The organism is Campylobacter sp. CFSAN093226, from assembly GCF_012897595.1.
GTDB lineage: Bacteria > Campylobacterota > Campylobacteria > Campylobacterales > Campylobacteraceae > Campylobacter_D > Campylobacter_D jejuni.
Genome location: NZ_CP040608.1, coordinates 355,861 through 371,056, shown reverse-complemented (window position 1 = coordinate 371,056; position 15,196 = coordinate 355,861). Strand labels below are relative to the sequence as shown.

16 protein-coding genes are annotated in these 15,196 nt (G+C 29.7%); 7 read left to right on the top strand and 9 right to left on the bottom strand.

Annotation, left to right across the window (positions count from 1 at the left end; genetic code table 11):
* Window positions 1-70 precede the first annotated feature (70 nt).
* The 8 genes from FBF02_RS01955 to gatC form a co-directional block, all read right to left on the bottom strand.
* The gene (locus FBF02_RS01955; RefSeq protein WP_002858718.1) at window positions 71-859 is read right to left on the bottom strand and encodes a shikimate dehydrogenase; all 789 of its coding nucleotides are present in this window, start codon (window positions 857-859) and stop codon (window positions 71-73) included.
* A complete protein-coding gene (locus FBF02_RS01950) occupies window positions 856-1,692 on the bottom strand; it encodes an SPOR domain-containing protein (protein WP_002858738.1) in 837 nt (278 codons plus the stop codon). The genes FBF02_RS01955 and FBF02_RS01950 overlap by 4 nt, the downstream gene beginning before the upstream one ends.
* A 13-nt stretch (window positions 1,693-1,705) precedes the next feature.
* A complete protein-coding gene (locus FBF02_RS01945) occupies window positions 1,706-2,251 on the bottom strand; it encodes a DUF1882 domain-containing protein (RefSeq protein WP_002859481.1) in 546 nt (181 codons plus the stop codon).
* A complete protein-coding gene (locus FBF02_RS01940) occupies window positions 2,248-3,492 on the bottom strand; it encodes a serine hydroxymethyltransferase (RefSeq protein WP_002858710.1) in 1,245 nt (414 codons plus the stop codon). The genes FBF02_RS01945 and FBF02_RS01940 overlap by 4 nt, the downstream gene beginning before the upstream one ends.
* Window positions 3,489-4,994, bottom strand: coding sequence for a lysine--tRNA ligase (gene lysS, locus FBF02_RS01935; RefSeq protein ID WP_002858694.1), 1,506 nt, complete (start codon window positions 4,992-4,994; stop codon window positions 3,489-3,491). The genes FBF02_RS01940 and lysS overlap by 4 nt, the downstream gene beginning before the upstream one ends.
* Window positions 4,995-5,468: a Fur family transcriptional regulator gene (locus tag FBF02_RS01930; RefSeq protein ID WP_002854230.1), complete on the bottom strand. Its 474-nt coding sequence runs from the start codon at window positions 5,466-5,468 to the stop codon at window positions 4,995-4,997. It lies immediately after the preceding gene.
* 1 nt (window position 5,469) lies between these two features.
* The gene (locus FBF02_RS01925; protein WP_002858643.1) at window positions 5,470-6,033 is read right to left on the bottom strand and encodes a CvpA family protein; all 564 of its coding nucleotides are present in this window, start codon (window positions 6,031-6,033) and stop codon (window positions 5,470-5,472) included.
* 67 nt (window positions 6,034-6,100) lie between these two features.
* Window positions 6,101-6,385, bottom strand: a complete 285-nt coding sequence (gatC, locus tag FBF02_RS01920) for an Asp-tRNA(Asn)/Glu-tRNA(Gln) amidotransferase subunit GatC (protein ID WP_002858734.1) — start codon at window positions 6,383-6,385, stop codon at window positions 6,101-6,103.
* Window positions 6,386-6,528: 143 nt separating this feature from the next.
* On the opposite strand from gatC, the gene FBF02_RS01915 reads away from it, so the two are divergent.
* From FBF02_RS01915 to FBF02_RS01885, 7 genes are all read left to right on the top strand, one after another.
* Window positions 6,529-7,107, top strand: a complete 579-nt coding sequence (locus FBF02_RS01915) for a hypothetical protein (RefSeq protein WP_002851102.1) — start codon at window positions 6,529-6,531, stop codon at window positions 7,105-7,107.
* A complete protein-coding gene (locus FBF02_RS01910; RefSeq protein ID WP_002858656.1) occupies window positions 7,104-8,102 on the top strand; it encodes a lipoprotein in 999 nt (332 codons plus the stop codon). The genes FBF02_RS01915 and FBF02_RS01910 overlap by 4 nt, the downstream gene beginning before the upstream one ends.
* Entirely contained in the window at window positions 8,099-8,389 is a 291-nt protein-coding gene (locus tag FBF02_RS01905; RefSeq protein ID WP_002858698.1) for a hypothetical protein, read from the top strand. The genes FBF02_RS01910 and FBF02_RS01905 overlap by 4 nt, the downstream gene beginning before the upstream one ends.
* Window positions 8,376-9,005, top strand: coding sequence for a type III pantothenate kinase (locus FBF02_RS01900; RefSeq protein WP_002858714.1), 630 nt, complete (start codon window positions 8,376-8,378; stop codon window positions 9,003-9,005). Before FBF02_RS01905 ends, FBF02_RS01900 begins: the two co-directional genes overlap by 14 nt.
* A gap of 118 nt (window positions 9,006-9,123) precedes the next feature.
* Window positions 9,124-10,470 carry an FAD-dependent oxidoreductase gene (locus FBF02_RS01895; protein WP_002854402.1) on the top strand — a complete coding sequence of 449 codons (1,347 nt, stop codon included), beginning with the start codon at window positions 9,124-9,126 and terminating at the stop codon, window positions 10,468-10,470.
* Window positions 10,471-10,518: 48 nt separating this feature from the next.
* A complete protein-coding gene (gene pyk / locus FBF02_RS01890) occupies window positions 10,519-11,961 on the top strand; it encodes a pyruvate kinase (protein WP_002858708.1) in 1,443 nt (480 codons plus the stop codon).
* Between the two features lie 97 nt (window positions 11,962-12,058).
* On the top strand, window positions 12,059-12,694 hold the full coding sequence (locus tag FBF02_RS01885) for a hypothetical protein (protein WP_002858686.1): 636 nt from the start codon (window positions 12,059-12,061) through the stop codon (window positions 12,692-12,694).
* 30 nt (window positions 12,695-12,724) lie between these two features.
* Here FBF02_RS01885 and pflB read toward each other — a convergent pair whose 3' ends face one another.
* Window positions 12,725-15,187, bottom strand: coding sequence for a motility protein PflB (pflB, locus tag FBF02_RS01880; RefSeq protein ID WP_002858651.1), 2,463 nt, complete (start codon window positions 15,185-15,187; stop codon window positions 12,725-12,727).
* Window positions 15,188-15,196 lie beyond the last annotated feature (9 nt).

Here is a 15,196-nt window from a genome sequence, read left to right as displayed (position 1 = left end):
ACTTGTGGGAAAATTAAACTTTCTCACACAAAAAATAAGATTTTCTTATACAAGAAAAATAACTATCATTCTACTTTAAAATCAATGCCTGTTGCATTGCATTTTTTATCATCTCTCTTTTATCTTGTATTTCAAAAAAAAGTTCAAAAGCAAAAACTCCTTGCCATAAAAGCATATCAAGTCCATCTTTAATTTTTAAATGATACTCTTTACACAATCTATAAAAAGGTGTTTCTCTGCCATAAATTACCTCAAAAGCAAATTTAGCTTTAGGTAAAATTCTATCTAAAAGCTCCCTATCACAAGGTAAATTTTCATCTTTTAATCCAGCAGAAGTTGAATTTATAACCAAATCAAAGTCAAAATCTTGCAAGTTTTTATAAAGATAAGTTGGATAAGCTAAAAAATCTTTAAATCTTTCTTTACTACGATTAGCTATATACACTTCTACGCCTTTTTGTTTTAATGCATAAGCAAGCGCCAAAGCTGTACCTCCAGCACCCAAAATCAAAGCTTTTTTTATATTATCAAAATCCTTAATAGCTTCTAAAAAACCTAAAGCATCAGTATTATAAGCGTAAATTTTATCTTCTTTTAAGCATAAAGTATTTGCAGAGCCAATATTTCTAGCAAAATCATCCTTCACATCAGCAATATCTAAAGCTTTTTCCTTAAAAGGCAAAGTAATATTAGCTCCACTAAGTCCTAATTTAAAAAAATCTTCTCTTAAACAGTTAGCATTTCTTAAATGATAGCGTGTATAAATGCTATCAAGCCCTAAGGCTTTAATAGCATTATTATGCATTCTAGGCGATTTAGAGTGAGAAATAGGATCGCCTATAACTGCTAAAAATTTCATTTTAAAGTAAAAGAAAAAGCATCTTTTGCAATATCCTTACGGATTTTAGCAAGTTCTGCTGCAATATCTGCCTTTTCAAATGGTCCTATTAAAACCTTGGTAATTTCTTTACTTCCAACTGTAGTTTTATAAAGTTTATAATCATAACCTTTTTGCTTTACAGAAGCAAGTTCTTTTGATTTTTGATCCAAATTACTTACTGAGAAAATTTGCACATAAATACCCGATGCTAAACCACTTGGATGTACAGGTTTAGCATCAACATTTTTAAATAAATCATTTGCATTTTGTTCTTTTTTAGGGGTTTGTTTTGCACTTTCTTTTTCTTTTTTTACAGCTGTTTGTTTTTTTGCTTCTTCTTTAGATTTTGCAGTTTGTGTTACTTCTTGTTTAGGAGTACTTGCTTGTGGAGTGGTATTTGCTGAAGTAGTTGCTGTTGGTTCTGCTGGAACTTCTTGATCAGGCATAGCAAAATTTGTAGTATCATTGTTATTTGAACTAGAGGTTGTTGTATTTTGAGTTGTATTTTGTTCATCTTGAAATTGTTTTCTTAATGCCTCAAATTGATCTTTTGCTGAAGTATTATCTGTAATTGGCATACTTTCAAAAGAAGTATCATTGTTATTGTCTTGAGTTGCTATAGGTTCACTTGGCAATACACTTTGATTTTGCGTATTTTCATCACCACTACCATTAATAAGCTTCATAACTATCATGATAGCTAAAAACAAAATAACTAAAGCAATAACTCGTAAAAGAATTTTTTTTACTTTTTCACTTTTATTACTTTTTTCTAAAATAATATCATCAAATTCATTTTTTTGATTTTCCATAATTTGTCCTTTCTTACATATGCTTAGACCAAGAACTTCCTCGTTCTTTTTGATAAACCTCATAAGGCAATATTAAAATATTAAATTCCCTAGGTACATCCATGCTAGGAAACACCTTCCATTCTACTGGCATTTTACTTGCAAACATCATTGAAAGTTTAGACGCTAAAGAATAACCTTCGTTTAACGCCGTGTGTCCTTTGTGAATATAAAGATGTAAATGTCCTGGAGTTTTAGTCTTATAGGCTGTGAAATTTATAAAACCTTCTTCTCTTAAAATAAGTTGTGCACGGTGATAAAATCTTTCAGCATTAAAACCATTATAATCAAAGACAATATTTTCTACTTTATTATCTTTTGTTATTAAATCATGAGCGACAACAATTTTTTTAGCAGCGTGTTCTCTCATGACATTTAAATTTAAAGGAGCATCAACTCTTTCAAATTTATCAAAAAATAAGCGACCTCTATGTGTAATTTTATTTACAATTTTATCGCGTCTTATATAATAATGATCGCCAATTATTTTAATTAGCGACATATCCATTGGTGAAATCAAAACATAGCCCTTTCATAAATAATAAAATTACTTGCAAGTTTTTTTAATTCTTGTTTAATATTCTCTTGTAATTTTTCATTATTAACATCATCTAAAATATCTGCAATATAATTTGACACAATTTCCATTTCTTTTTCTTTAAAACCTCTGGCAGTAAGGGCTGGAGTTCCAAGTCTTAATCCACTTGTGATAAAAGGACTTCTAATCTCTCCTGGAACGGTATTTTTATTTGCAGTAATACCTGCATTTCCAAGAGCTAAATCTGCATCTTTTCCACTAAATTCACGATCTAAAAAACTCATTAAAACAAGGTGATTATCCGTTCCATCGCTAACAAGTTTAAATTTTCTATCCATTAAAACATTAGCTAAAACTTGAGCATTAGTTCTTACTTGTTTTGCATAAACTTTCCACTCATCGCTAAGATTAAATTTAAATCCTACTGCTTTTGCAGCAATTACATGCATCAAAGGACCACCTTGAATACCTGGAAAAATGGCAGAATTAATTTTTTTAGCAAGCTCTTCATCATTTGTCATAATAATACCACCTCTTGGGCCACGCAAAGTTTTATGTGTAGTTGAGCTTACTACATGAGCGTATGGAAAAGGACTTGGATGCTCACCTGCCACAACAAGACCTGCAATATGTGCTATATCAGCAAAAAGATAGGCACCTATTTCATCAGCAATTTCTCTAAATTTAGCAAAATCAATCACTCTTGCATAAGCACTAGCTCCACAAACTATAAGTTTTGGTTTTTCTTTTTTAGCAATTTCTCTTACTTTTTCATAATCAATTCTTCCATCAAGTTCTACGCCGTAAAAACAGCTTTCATACATTTTGCCCGAAGAACTTACTTTTGCACCATGAGTTAAATGTCCGCCATGACTTAAATCCATTCCTAAAATTTTATCACCTGGATTAATCAAAGCCGCATAAACACCTTGATTAGCTTGAGAACCTGAATTAGGCTGAACATTAGCAAATTTACAATTAAAAAGTTTTTTACATCTTTCAATAGCTAGAGTTTCAATCTCATCAACAAATTCACAACCACCATAATATCTTTTACCCGGATAACCTTCTGCGTATTTGTTTGTCAAGATACTTCCCATAACTTCCATTACTTCAGGTAAAGTGAAATTTTCACTCGCTATCATTTCAAGACCTTCACATTGACGCTCTAACTCTTTGTTTGTTAAATCAAAAATTTCTTTATCAAACATTTCTAAACTCATTCTTTCTCCTTTAGTTCTGATTTTAATGGACGCATTGCAGGAAACAATATCACATCACGAATGGATTTTTTATTTGTCAAAAGCATAACAAGTCTATCTATACCTATGCCCTGCCCTGCCGTTGGAGGCATTCCATAACCCAAAGCATTTACAAAATCTTCATCCATTTCACAAGCCTCTTCATCGCCTGCATTTTTAGCTTCAATTTGTTTTAAAAATCTCTCATATTGATCAAGAGGATCATTAAGCTCATTAAAACCATTTGCCAATTCTCTTCCGCAAATAAACAACTCAAATCTCTCAGCAATCTGAGAATCCTCATCGCTACGTCTTGATAAAGGACTTATGGAAATAGGAAAATCAATCACAAAAGTAGGATTGATCAATTTTTCTTCCACATAATTGTCAAAAAGTTCAGCTTGCAAATGTCCAAGTTCAAGCTTTTCATTCGCTTCAAAACCATCTGCTTTTAATTTAGTAAGAATTTTTTCCTTATCTTCGATTAAATCCCTATCTAAACCACCATACTTACAAAGTGCGTCTTTATAGGTTATTCTTTCAAAAGGTTTAGAAAAATTTATCATTTTTCCATCAAATTCTATTGTTTTTCCTAAATTAAGTTTATCCAAAAGTAAAGCAAAAAGTTCTTCGGTTAAATCCATTAAATCTTTATAATTATGATAGGCCCAATAAAATTCTATAGTTGTAAATTCGGGATTATGAGTTAAATCCATACCTTCGTTTCTAAAACAACGATTGATTTCAAAAACCGCCTCAAAACCACCTACTATAAGTCTTTTAAGATAAAGTTCTGGAGCAATTCTTAAAAATCTTTCTACGCCTAAAGAATTATGAAAAGTTACAAAAGGCTTAGCGTTTGCTCCACCTGCAATCGGATGCATCATAGGAGTTTCTACTTCTAAAAAGCCTTTATTTTCAAAAAAATGACGGATTAAACTCACCACTTTAGAACGCACTAAAAAATCTTTTCTAACTTCGACATTCATTATCATATCAACATAACGTTTACGATATCTTTGCTCAATATCTGTTAATCCATGATATTTTTCAGGTAAAGGAACAATAGCTTTTGTAGCGAGTTTTACTTCACTTGCATGTAAACTAAACTCACCTGTTTTAGTTACAAAAGGAAAACCTTTAACCAAAACAATATCACCCACCTCTAAATTCTTTTTTAAAATCGTATAAAGCTCTTCGCCTACGCTATCTTTACTAAAATAAATTTGTAAATTTGTATCCTCATCTTCAATGTTTGCAAAAATCGATTTCCCAGCTATACGCAAAAGTTTCAAACGTCCTGCAACAACAGCATTGACACTTTCATCTCTTTTTTCAACTTGCTCTAAAATATAAGAAAATTTATCCTTAAAAGTCTTTAAAGACATTTCTTTTTCTAAAAAATGAGGATAAGGATTGATCCCTAAATTTTTTAATTCCTTAGCTTTTTCTATTCTTTGCTGCTCTAAAATATTATCAAACATTTATATTTTTACCTTTGCTTTTTGATTATTACAATCACCACAAACACCATAAAGCTGCATCAAATGCCCTGTAAGTTTAAAACCATGTTCTTTTGCAATCAAGGCTTGCTGTCTTTCTATAATAGGATTTTCAAATTCTATAATTTTTCCGCAATTTTTACATATCATATGATCATGGTGAGGTTTATTGGCAAGCTCGTATTTTTTACCTGCTGAACCAAAAGAAATGGAAGTTACCATTTCTGCTTCTTCAAGCAAATTTAAAGTACGATAAACAGTTGCAATTCCTACATTTAAATCAGGTTCAGCTTGTTTGATTTCCATATATAAACTTTCGGGTGTGTAATGAGTATCACTGTGATAAAGAGTTTTTAAAAGCACTTCTCTTTGCTTAGTATATTTAAGTCCGCCTTGTCTTAATATTTTTTTAAATCTCTCAAGTAAAACATCATATTCCACATTTTCTATCAGCATATCACTCCCCTTTTTGAGTATTGTTTAAATCACTTACAATATCTTGCAACTTTTCACTAGCATGATCTAGACTATTTTCTGTTAAAGGTTGATTCATAATAAAAGATCCAGTTTCTTTAAGCAAATTCAAAGTATAGCTATTTTTAGCAAAATTATCTAATTTATCATTTAAAAAATCGATTCTTGCTACACAAAAAACTAAAATTGCAAAAATTAAAAAGATTTTTGCCCCGCCAAATATAAAGCCACCAATACGATCTAAAAAACCTAGGCCACTTAATTTAATCAACTTAGAAAGAAAATTACCTGCCAACAAACAAGCTATCCAAAAAATAATTAATATGGCCAAAAATCCAGCAAATCCAGCTAAGCTTTGATTTTCTATCTTATAAAAAGTACTTTGTATAAATTCAGCTGCTTGAGTTGCATATTTTGAAGCAATAAAAACACCACCAATAATACCCAAAAGCCCAAAAATTTCTTTTATCAAACCATTGATAATACCCTTAAGCCCTAAAAGCAAGGTAAATCCTAAAATAAAAGCATCAAACCAATAAAAATTCATTTCAATCACTCTCTGATTTTTTTTGTTTTAAATTTATTCTACAAATAAGCACTAAATGCTAAGTTAATCATTCTATGATTTTAGGAACAACAAAAAAATGTTCTTGTTTTTTTGGAGCACAATCCAAAACCTCATCAATAACATTGCTATTTCTTATCTCATCAATCCTCAAAGGAGCTCCACCTTTTATAGTACTCACAGTAATCTCTTGGGAATCTAGATCAAGTTCGTTTAATTTTTCAACAAAATTCACAATTTCACTTAACTGTGCAATGGTTTCATTTCTGTTTTTTGTTATTTGTAAAGCACTTAATTTTTCAAGCTTGCTTAATAATTTCTCATCTATTTGCATTTCTTAAACCTTAATAAAAAAGTTAAAATTTTGAAAATTATATCATAAAAAGCTTTAAATTGTTTAGGATATTTTGCAATTTATATGATACAATACTATAATTTTTCTATACAAAAATAAAAATATTTTTTCAAGGATAAATTTTGGGACTAAAAGATAATTTAAAAGCTGTTAAAAATGAACTTAACACAGAAGAACAATTTATAGAAAATTTTATCAAAGGAGAGAGATTTATACGCAAGTATAAATTTTATATATCTGCTGTTGTGATAATTTTAGTTGCTTGGTTTGCTGGAAATTTTATAATCTCAAAAATAAACGATTATAAAACAAAAGAAGCAAATGAAATTTATGCCAATCTAATACAAGATCCTAGCAATAAAAATCTTTTAGAACAACTTAAAAATAAAAATACCAATCTTTACGCTATCTTTTTACTAAAAGAAAATATTAATGATTTTAATAATACAACTCTCCAAAATGAACTAAAACAAATTTATAATAATGCTCAAACAAACACTTTACTTAAAAATATTATTGCATTATCTTTAGGGGATAAATCGATATTTTTAAAAAATTATGATAAATTATTAGAAGCTTACAAACTTTTAGAGCAAAATAAAATCGAAGAAGCTAATGTTTTACTTTCTCAGATAAAAGAAAATTCAAGTTTAAATCAAATAGCTAAAAACCTCAAACATTATCAAGGCATTACACAATGAAAAAAATATTTTTAACACTATTTTGTTTAATATTTCTATGTGCTTGTGGCACCAAAAGACAATATTTTGAACCAAAACAAACCGATGGAGATTTAAGTCATAATAGCAATTTAAAAAGTAAAATCGTTGATTGGAATCTAGTTTCTGCAAAACTTAGCAATAATACAACTATCTTAAAAAATAATATCTCCATAGACAAGTTTAAACTTCCTAAAAATTATATGCTTCTAGCTTATCAAGATGGGGAATATTTTACTGCAGATAATAATGGAAATTTAAAAATTTTTGACAATTCTTATAATGAAATTTATAATTTTCAATTTGACGCTAGTGTTGTAGGAGTAGCTTCTAATGGAGATGATTTAGCCCTTGTACTTGCAAACAATACTATAGTTCTTGCAAATCGTTCTTTGGGTATTAAATTCAGTCAAACCCTAACCTCAGCTCCAGCCCAAGACAGTCGTACCGCTAATCCTATATTTTTAGACAATATCATCGTTTATCCAACACTAGATGGTAAAATTTTAATTCTTTCAAGAAACAATCTTCAAATCATTAAAGATGTGGTTATTTCAGCAGAAAATTTTTTCAACAATGTAATCCATCTAAGTGTAATCGGAGATAAACTTATAGCAGCAACAGCTAAAAAAATCATTGTTGTAAGCCCTGCTAGAACTCTTTATCTTGACGCTGACATAAAAGATGTTGCACTTAGCGATGATGGTATTTTTATACTAGAAAAAGATGGCACTATTATTAAAACTGATTATAACTTAAGAAAAATTGCGGAAAAAAAATTTGAATTTGCTATTTTTGTAAAAAGCAATATATACAATAATTATTTATATATTTTTGAAAAAACAGGCTATCTTATCAAAATGAATCTGAATTTAGATAATGCACAAGTATTTAAACTTTCAGAAGCTGTTGATAAAATTTCTTTCATGGGAAATGGTAAATTTTACTACGGAGATAAAATTTTAGATTTGCTATGATAAAAATTTTAGAACAAACAATAAAGGCTTTAAAATTAAATTTAAAGCCCTATGACTTAAGTATGTTGACTAGAAAAAAAAGTTATATTTGTGCTAAAGATCAAAATAACATTCTTTTTATGTATACAGGAAAAACAAAATTTTTAATGAAAGATGCCTTATTTTTAGAAAATCTAGCACAGCAAATTAACATAAATAACAAATATTTTTTTAGTATGGCTTCTCTTTGCTCTAAAGCAAAAAATCATCTAGAAATGAAAGGATTTAATATCTATGTTGCTCTGTGATATTGGGAATTCAAATGCTAATTTCCTAGATGATAACAAATATTTTACTCTTAATATAGATCAGTTTTTAGAATTTAAAAATGAACAAAAAATTTTTTATATCAATGTCAATGAACATCTCAAAGAACATTTAAAAAATCAAAAAAAATTTATCAATCTTGAACCTTATTTTTTATTTGATACAATTTATCAAGGATTAGGAATCGATCGCATAGCAGCTTGTTATACTATTGAAGATGGAGTTGTTGTAGATGCAGGTAGTGCTATTACAATTGATATTATTTCTAATTCTATACATCTTGGTGGTTTTATCTTGCCAGGTATTGCAAATTATAAAAAAATTTATAGCCATATTTCACCACGATTAAAAAGTGAATTTAACACTCAAGTTAGTCTTGATGCATTCCCACAAAAAACCATGGATGCTTTAAGTTATGGTGTTTTTAAAGGAATTTACCTACTGATAAAAGATGCCGCTCAAAATAAAAAGCTTTATTTCACTGGTGGAGATGGGCAATTTTTAGCAAATTATTTCGATCACGCAATTTATGATAAACTTTTAATCTTTCGAGGAATGAAAAAGATTATAAAAGAAAATCCCAATTTACTTTATTAAAAATGTTACAAAAATTCTCATTAATATCAAACCTTAATGAAATTTAACTTTTTGTAAAACAAATTCAATTAAACTTCTATTTAGAAAAAAGTTTATTAAAATAAAAAAAGGAAAAACAATGAGCCAACAAGAATTTGATGTGCTTGTCATCGGAGCTGGAATTTCAGGAGCAGCATTATTTTACGAGCTTGCAAGATATACAAATATTAAAAATATTGCTTTGATAGAAAAATATAATACAGCTGCAACATTAAATTCTAAGGGAACGAGTAATTCTCAAACCATTCATTGTGGAGATATTGAAACCAATTATACTTTAGAAAAAGCGCGAAAAGTAAAAAGAACAGCTGATATGATAGTTAAATATGGACTCATGCAAAATGCGCAAAATAATTTCATGTTTTCTCATCAAAAAATGGCTCTAGCTGTTGGAGATATAGAATGTGATTATATGAAAAAACGCTATGAAGAATTTAAAGAACTTTATCCTTATATAAAATTTTTCGATAAAGCAAAAATCAAACAAATTGAACCCAAAGTTGTTTTAGGAGAAGATTGCAATCAAGATAGACCTGAAAATATCTGCGCCATGGGTGTTGAAAGCGGCGAGGTTTTTACAACTGTAGATTTTGGGAAAATGAGTATAAATCTAATAGAACAAGCTCAAAAACAAAATAAAAATACTTTCGTTGCCTTTAATCAAGAAATTATTCACATAGAAAAAAAGGATGATATTTTTATATTAAAAACCTCAAATCATCAAGAATACCATGCCAAAAGCGTAGTTGTCAATGCTGGAGCGCACTCTTTATATTTAGCACATAAAATGAACTTAGGTATGGATAAGTCTTGTTGGCCTGTTGCAGGAAGTTTTTATTTAACCAAACAAAAACTTTTAAATGGTAAGGTTTATATGGTGCAAAATCCTAAACTTCCATTTGCAGCTCTTCATGGAGATCCTGATTTGCTTGCTGATATGAACACCCGCTTTGGACCTACCGCACTTGTTATTCCAAAACTAGAACGTTATCATGGTCTAAAATCAGTTCCAGAATTTTTTGAAGCACTAAAACTTGATAAAACTGTTTTAAAAGTAACTTTTAATATGTTTAAAGATGCAACAATTAGAAATTACATCTTTTATAATTATCTTTTTGAACTACCTTTTGTTGATAAAAGCTTATTTGTTAAAGATGCCAAAAAAATAGTCCCAAGTCTTAAAGCAAGCGATATTTATTATGCGAAAGGTTTTGGAGGCGTAAGACCGCAAGTTATTGATAAAACTAAAGGAGAATTAATGCTAGGTGAAGCAAGCATCACAGAAACCCCTGGTATTATTTTCAATATGACTCCAAGTCCTGGAGCAACAAGTTGTCTAGGAAATGCTGAAAGAGATGCAAAGCTTGTATGTAATTACCTAGGAATGGAATTTAACGAAGATAAATTTTCTTCAGAATTATTGTAATCATTTTGTTTCTATTTTTAGCTACAATAATTTCAAAAGGAGTTTACCATGCTTAAAAAAACAAAAATTGTAGCCACAGTAGGTCCAGCAAGTGAAAAGGAAGAAATTCTACGCCAAATGATTATCAATGGTGTAAATGTTTTCCGTTTAAACTTTTCTCATGGAACACATGAGTATCATAAAAAAAACTTAGATACCATAAGAAGAGTAGCTAAAGAATTGCATACTCGTATTGGAATTTTACAAGACATTAGTGGTCCTAAAATTCGTACAGGTGAACTTAAAGAACCATTTGAATTAAAAAAGGGTGATAGACTTGATTTTTATCGTGAAACAATTTTAGGGGAGAAGATTGCTCAAAATCATTATAAAATCAGTATCAATCAAAAATCCATTTTAGATATGTTAAAAATTGATGAATATATTTATCTGTATGATGGATCAATTCGTGCTAAAGTAGTAAATATAGATAATCAAAAAATTGAAACCATTATAGAAAATGATGGTTTTTTAAACTCAAATAAAGGTATTAATTTTCCGAATACTAAAATCAATATTGATGTTATTACACAAAAAGATAAAAATGATTTACTTTGGGGTATAAAAAATGAAGTAGATTTTTTAGCAATATCTTTCGTACAAAATGCGCACGATATTGATGAAGTTCGTGAAATTTTAGCACAAAATAACGCAAAAATATCTATTTTTGCAAAAATTGAAAAATTTGATGCAGTAGAAAATATTGATGAGATTATTAAATCTAGCGATGGTATAATGGTTGCAAGAGGAGACTTAGGTATTGAGGTACCTTATTATAAAGTTCCTAATATCCAAAAAGAAATTATACAAAAAGCAAACAATGCCTCTAAGCCTGTTATTACTGCGACTCAGATGCTTTTTTCATTAGCCAAAAGCAAAACCGCCACAAGAGCTGAAATTTCAGATGTTGCAAATGCTGTTTTAGATGGAACAGATGCAGTAATGCTAAGTGAAGAAAGTGCCGTTGGTATAGATCCTGCAAACGCTGTTGATATAATGTGCCAAACTATAATAGAAACAGAAAAACGCTATCCATATAACAAATTTAATGATTTTAATGATTTAGACAATACAGATAAAATCATGCGTTCTTCAGCTCATCTTGCAACAGATCTTAACGCTGATGCTATTTTTTCTTTAACAAGTAGCGGAAAATCTGCTATTAAGATTGCGAGATATCGTCCAAATATAGAAATCATAGCAGTAGGGCATTCTGAAAAAACCTTAAACTCTTTAAGTATAGTTTGGGGAGTTAATCCTGCAATCTTGGTTAACAAAAGTAATGAACTTACAGAATTATTAAAAGACTCTGTAAGATCAAGTGTTGAAAAAGGTTTTATGGATGAAGATAAATGCTATCTTCTAACTGCAGGCTTTCCAACAGGAGTAGAAGGTACTAGCAATCTTATCCGCATTCTCAATAAAGAGCAAATTGCTTATTATCTACAATAAAACATTAAATTCCTTTGAAAATAAGGAATTTAATGTCCTTATAAATTTTTTAAGTCAAAAGTCGATATAAATTAAAGCCTCACACAAAGGAGCAAATATGCAAGTGAATACTTTTTCAAATATCGCTAGCATGGCACGAACACAAGTTAGCAATAAGAAGGCAGATGATGCTAAGGAAAACACAAAAGACAAAAATGTTCAAAGTGCTAATTCTAGCAAGGATGTAGATAAAAATACCCTTGAAAAATTAAATGCACTTGGTGGAAAAGGCATTACACAAATTTACCTAGTTCAGTTTCAACAGCAAACAATGAATGCTGTAATAGGTTCGAGCAATGCCCAAACTGGACTAGATAGTCTTTTAAATGGTGCCAATTTAGATACTGCGAAATCTATACTTACAAATATTGATTTTGCATCCTTAGGCTACAGTAGCAAAAATCCACTTGATATGAATACAGATGAACTTCAACAACTTGTAAGTGAAGATGGTTTTTTTGGAGTGGAAAATACAGCCAATCGCATCGCGGATTTTGTTATTAAAGGCGGTGGCGACGATGTTGAAAAATTGAAAAAAGGTCTTGAAGGTATGAAAAAAGGATTTGAGCAAGCAGAAAAAATGTGGGGTGGAGAACTTCCTCAAATCAGTCAAAATACAATAGATGCGGCACTTAAAAAAGTTAGCGATCGCATTGATGAACTAGGCGGAAAAACTCTAGATCTTCAAGCTTAACTAAAAATGCTTAGAAATTTCTAAGCATTTTTAGTTGTTATTAATATCAAAAGTAAAAAATTCACTCTTAAAATTATTAGGTAAAGTTTTATACTGAGATATCGCAGCTTCATAGTTCTTTACTTCTTGATACAACATACCAAGAGCTGCTTTACTCTCTTTGTTATTTTTATCTGTAAGTTTAGAAAGCTGCAAAAGCGCTATAGCTGAATTTGGATTATTTGCACCTACGGCTGCTACGGCTGCTAAAAATAAAGTTTTAGTATCTTTAGCTCCATAATCATCAATCAAAGAATTATAAAGCGCATAAGCCTCCTCGTATTGCTGTGCAAAAATATCCAAATAAGCTAAAGTTTGTAAAATACCCTCATCTTTTGCTCCTGAAACATTAATCAACTCTTTAAATTTCTGTCTTTCTAAATTTAAAAGCCCTGCAATATGCATTAAATTAACATAAAATTCCCTAGCTATATTTGGCCCACCAAAAACACTACGATAATCAAGTTTTAAATTTTTAAAATGAATTTGAGCATTTTGAGCATATTCTTTAATATTTAAATTTGAATTTAAAGAATTAAAATACAAAATATTTGCCAAAATATCTTCAGGCAACTCTGAACGCAATTTAGCAATTTTCACATCTACTTGATTATTAAGGTTATTATTTTTAGCAACAATAGCTTCAAAAATCAAACTCAAAGGCGTATCTTTTTTTGTTTCATCTAAATAAGGAAGCATAGAAATATAATTATTATTAACTAAAAATAACATACTTTTTTGCATATTAGCTTTAAAATTAGAATCAGCAGCTATATTATCAAGAATTTCATTGTAAAGTTTAGTTGTATCAATATCAATTAATTTTGCACAAAACATAGCAAAAGCACCTGCTAAGTAATTTTTAGGATTAAGATGATATGAACTTGAAAAATGCTTATAAGCAAGTTCATAATTTTGCATTTGGGCATAAGTTAAAGCCAAATTATAATGTAAAATACTATGTTCTGGATAATCCTTGATAAGTTTTTGAAATTCTTGGTTAGCAAGGCGTAACTTCTGATTTAATGCATAGTTAATAATATTGGCAATTTTTACATTGGTAGATGAAAGAGCCTTGCTTATATTAAGATAAATTCCCGCATCAGTACTATCATCAACGAAATCTGTAACATTAGCTTTTTTAATATATAAAGCAGCCTGCTTACTATCAAAAACCTGATAAGGTGCAAAATAAAAAAGCAAATCGAATTGATCTTTTTGTTTTTTTAGCAAATCTTTTGAAAAAGAATTTTGAGCAACTGCTATATTAAAAAGATCCTTATTTAAACGAACTTGAATTTTATAAGTATCTAAAATCTTATATCTATCTTTATCGTTATCATAAGAATTTTGCAAGCGCGCTAACATATCTTGATAATTTCCTGTTTTAATATCAACCAATGTTAAAGCCGCCAAACTCTGATTAAAATCTCTTTCAATTTTCATCGCTGTACTTAAAGCGACTTTAGCTTTAGCATATTCTCCTATTCTAGCGTATAAAAGACCTAAAGATAAACTAGATTCAAAATTGCCTTGAGAATTTAATTGCTGTATAGCCTTGGAATCAAAGTCCATTTTTGCATAAATTTTAGCAGACAAATACTTTGCAACATCAGAATACGGCTCCACATCTGTTCTTTGTAACATTTGTAAGGCCTCAGGGTAATATCCTTTGTAATAATTAATCAAGCTTAAATAATAATCATATAATTTTGATTTTCCTTCTTTTGGAAGATACACTTGAGCTAAATCAATATAATATCTAAATTTTTCCTTATCATTAAGCTTTAAAGCACAAACAGCAGCATTGATAGCAGCTACACTTTGATTTTCTCCATTGGCTATAGCTTTCTTGAAGCTTTCAAAAGCTTCTTGGAATTTATTCTCATTCATTTGAGAAACGCCTAAATTATAATTAGATAAAGATTCATTATATACGGCAACTTGCTCATAAACTTTTAAAGCCTGTTCAACCTCACCCTTTAAATATAAAGCATTTGCTTTTTGGATCATACCATCAATTCTTTGCATATCATTGTATTTATATGATTCATCAGGCATAATAACAGGTTGTTCTAAAGGCTTAGAAGCTATAATATCTGGTTTAATTTTTCCTTCACTAAAAGTTAAATAAAAAAGTGTAAAAACTAAAATACAAATAATCCCCAAAGATAAACCCACAAGAGACATAAACTTACGATCTTTATACCAAGGCGTAGGCTCTTGACTTTCAACTTCTTCAAAAGTTGATACATCTTCAGGCGCACTTTCTCTTGTAAATTTAAAACCACTTTCACTATTTTCTTGAGGTAATTCTTCTGGCAATGATGCAAATTCTTCATCTTCTGGAGCTTGCCCCTCTTGCCCTTTAAATCCCTCTAAACTCTCATCAAGTCTTGGTTGATTTAAGCCATCTTCGGGTTTTTCTAGTATTATATCTTCTTGTTCAGCCATCTATACTCT